The organism is Streptococcus parasanguinis, from assembly GCF_001578955.1.
GTDB lineage: Bacteria > Bacillota > Bacilli > Lactobacillales > Streptococcaceae > Streptococcus > Streptococcus parasanguinis_U.
In genome coordinates this window covers 67,478-71,253 of the sequence record NZ_KQ969689.1, presented here as the reverse complement: position 1 = coordinate 71,253, position 3,776 = coordinate 67,478, and the positions used below count along the sequence as shown (strand labels likewise).

General features: G+C 46.6%; 3 protein-coding genes. 1 reads left to right on the top strand and 2 read right to left on the bottom strand.

Annotated features, from left to right (window positions below):
- Positions 1–10: 10 nt before the first annotated feature.
- Positions 11–859 (bottom strand): mechanosensitive ion channel family protein, encoded by an 849-nt coding sequence (locus tag SPADD19_RS00320; RefSeq protein ID WP_061454899.1) that lies wholly within the window; start codon positions 857–859, stop codon positions 11–13.
- Between the two features lie 138 nt (positions 860–997).
- Between SPADD19_RS00320 and sstT the strand changes: the two genes are divergently transcribed.
- A complete protein-coding gene (gene sstT, locus SPADD19_RS00315) occupies positions 998–2,215 on the top strand; it encodes a serine/threonine transporter SstT (protein ID WP_061454898.1) in 1,218 nt (405 codons plus the stop codon).
- A gap of 53 nt (positions 2,216–2,268) precedes the next feature.
- Here sstT and SPADD19_RS00310 read toward each other — a convergent pair whose 3' ends face one another.
- Positions 2,269–3,600, bottom strand: a complete 1,332-nt coding sequence (locus tag SPADD19_RS00310; RefSeq protein ID WP_061454897.1) for an alanine/glycine:cation symporter family protein — start codon at positions 3,598–3,600, stop codon at positions 2,269–2,271.
- Positions 3,601–3,776 lie beyond the last annotated feature (176 nt).

Below are 3,776 nucleotides of genomic sequence, written 5' to 3'. Positions count from 1 at the left end.
CTCTTTTGTGTTACATGATCCCATTCTTTCCTGTCGGTAGGCTAATCCCTGCTTCCATCAAGGCATCATGGTAGAGTTTGTAGTAGGTATGATAGACAGTCGTCTGGGTTCCATTTTGTGCAGTCATCGCAATACGGAAGGAATAACGACCATTTTTTTCGATCTGTGGGCCTAAAATCGTAGGACCTGTCAACACTTCTGGGTGTTTGTCTTGTTGAGACTGATTGACCTGAGCAATCACCTGATAGATCTTGTCGAGATCGGTATTTGCATCTAGCGGAATATCGATTAGCACGCGCATATCGCCGCGTGAGAGATTGCTGACGACGGTGATATTGCGATTCGGAACAAAGTGGAGAGTCCCATCAAAGTCCCGCACCTGTGTCGTCCGAATCCCGACACTGCTGACGATTCCGGCAATATTGATAGATCCATTCGTGAGACGAACATTGTCTCCCACATCCAGCTGGCGTTCTAAAAGGATGAAGAAACCATTGACCAAATCGGAAAGAAAACCTTGGGCTCCCATCCCAATAGCCACCCCAGCAATCCCAGCACCAGCCAAGAGACTAGAGACTGGAAGACCCAGAATCGACAAAATCCAGTAGATCAAGATGAAATACAAACAATAGTTTAAAAGGCTCTCAATCAAACGGAGAATCGTATTTTTACGGGCTTCATCCTGCACCGTATACTTAAAGGAAGGAGCTAAAATCCGCTTGACCAGACTATGGATGACCTTTTTAGCGATAAAAAATAAGAGAAAGACAAAAATCAGAGAGATGCATTTTGACATCAAGTCATCAAAAATCTTTGTCCAGTCCATTTTACTGAAATAACGTTGGAAAGCTTGACTCATTTATTCGGGCCTTTCTAACAAAGAATAGTATGATTATATCAAATATTCGGAAATAAGGCTATTTTTTAAAAATGTCATTGCTTTTCGTCCTTAACTATCGTATAATATTCCTTAATTATTTTTTTTAGGAGGTCTTACATGATTCATCGATTGATTACCACTTGGAATAAAACCAACCTTATGAAAAGGATCGCAATCGGGATTGTACTTGGAGTCATCCTAGCCCTTATCTTCCCGAAAGCAACTGGCATTGGACTCTTAGGAGAGTTCTTTGTTGGGGGGCTCCGTGCGATCGCACCCCTTCTGGTCTTTGCGCTCGTCGCAAATGCCCTCTCCCAACACCAAAAAGGGACAGAGACCAATATGAAAAAGGTCATCGTCCTCTATCTCCTAGGAACCTTTGCAGCTGCCTTCGTCGCTGTTTTGGTCAATTACATTTTCCCGATCACCATTACCCTAACTGGAAAGGCTGCTGAAGGATCCTCTCCAAACGGGATTGGCGAAGTGATTAGTAACCTCTTGCTCAAGATCGTCGACAACCCTGTCAACGCCTTGCAGCAAGCCAACTACATTGGGATCCTTTCTTGGGCAACCGTCTTTGGGATTGCCATGAGAGAGGCGAGTGAACATAGTAAAGACCTCCTCCAAACTCTAGCAGACATCACTTCAAAAATTGTTGAGTGGATTATCAACCTAGCTCCATTTGGGATCTTAGGCTTGGTCTTCACGACCATCGCTGGCCAAGGACTCAGTGCCCTTAGTAACTACGGGATTCTCTTACTTGTTTTGGTTGGTACCATGGCATTTGTAGCCCTGGTCATCAATCCATTGATCGTCTTTTTCATGATCCGAAAGAATCCCTATCCCCTTGTTTTTAAATGCCTCCGTGTCAGCGGGGTAACAGCCTTCTTCACCAGAAGTTCTGCAGCCAACATCCCTGTCAACATGCGTCTCTGTGAAGAATTGGGGCTGAATCCAGATACCTATTCTGTCTCCATTCCGCTTGGTTCAACCATTAACATGGCAGGCGCAGCCGTGACGATCAATATTTTGACGCTAGCTGCTGCCAATACCTTACACATTCAGGTTGACTTTGGAACGGCGCTCATTCTGAGTGTCGTAGCGGCTATCTCTGCTTGTGGAGCGTCTGGAGTTGCGGGAGGATCTCTCCTTCTCATCCCTGTTGCTTGTAGCCTCTTTGGCATCACCAATGATTTGGCCATGCAAGTCGTCAGCGTCGGCTTTATCATCGGGGTCATCCAAGACTCTTGCGAAACAGCCCTCAACTCTTCGACAGATGTGCTTTTCACTGCCATCGCCGAAATGAGTAGCTGGCCAAAAGAAAAACGCTATTAAATGATCCTATCTCAAATAGACAAGAAAACCCAGACCTCGCGATTTGGGTTTTCTTATTTCTTAAAGTATTGTTTGCTTTCTTTGATGATGACAGGGGAGAGGGCCAAGAGGGCAATCAGGTTAGGCAAAGCCATCAGCCCATTAACAATATCCGCAATCACCCAGACCAGATCCAGCTTAAGAAAGCCTCCCAGTCCAACCATAAAGACAAAGAAGGTCCGATAGAGGTTGATATGTTTAACACCAAATAGGAATTCGAAACACCGCTCTCCGTAGTAAGACCATCCAAGAATAGTCGTTGTCGCAAAAAGCACCAAACATAGGGTCAGAATGATGCCTCCGACTGGGCCAAAGACGCCTGTAAACGTATCCTGAGTCAGGGTACTCGTGCTGCCCTTAGCCATCCACTCACCTGAAACCAAGAGCGAAAGTCCTGTCAAACTACAGATGATAATGGTGTCAATAAAGGTTCCTGTCATGGAGATCAAACCCTGCTCGACTGGCTCATTGGTCTTCGCCGCCGCTGCTGCAATGGGTGCAGATCCGAGACCAGATTCATTGGAGAAAACCCCACGCGCCACCCCTTTTTGGATAGCCATTTTGACCGTTGCTCCTGCGAAGCCTCCCATGGCTGCAGTCCCTGTAAAAGCACCCGAAAAGACCAATTTCAAGGCTGGGAGCAATTGGTCCAGATGCAAGGCAATGATCGTAACAGTCGCAAAGATATAGGCAGCAGCCATAAAAGGAACCACTTTTTCAGAGACTTTGGAAATCCAGTGAATCCCACCAAAGATGATGGTCGAAACCACTAGCGCAATCACTACACTAGCCACTTCTGGTGCTGTGCCAAAACTGGCTTGAAGGGATCCCGTAATGGAATTAACCTGGGTCATGGTTCCAATCCCAAAGAGGGCCACCAGCACTCCTGCAACCGCAAAGAAAATAGCCAGTGGTCGCCACTTCTCTCCCATCCCGTGAAGAATGTAGTACATCGGACCACCTGAAATATGACCGTTGTCATCCTTGGTCCGATAACGAATGGCTAAGAGCCCTTCTGCATACTTGGTCGCCATTCCAAAGAAAGCAGCCATCCACATCCAAAAGAGGGCACCTGGGCCACCTGTCTGAATCGCTGTAGCTACCCCTACAATATTCCCCGTCCCTACAGTAGCCGCTAGAGCTGTCGCAAGGGCTCCGAAACTCGAGATATCCCCGTGTCCCTCATCTTCTGTAAAGATCAGGCGAAAAGCTTTTGGAAGGTAGCGTATCTGAAGCAAACCCAAGCGAAGGGTCAGGTAGATCCCTGTTCCTACCAAGAGCACCAACAGCGGGGCGCCCCACACTAAATTATCGAGCTGCTGAAAAAACTGCAATACATGATCCATTTTCTGTCTCCTTTTTCATCGACCGCTCTACAGAAAAGAGAAAAAGAAAGAGCACATGTCAAACATGTACTCTGGTCCTGCTTAAAATAGGGGACTTTCCCTATTTTTCGCTCTGTCCTTTTACCTGAGAGTTTGAGTAGATGCATCCTCTACCTTGCCCCTTCGGTGCCATTTCT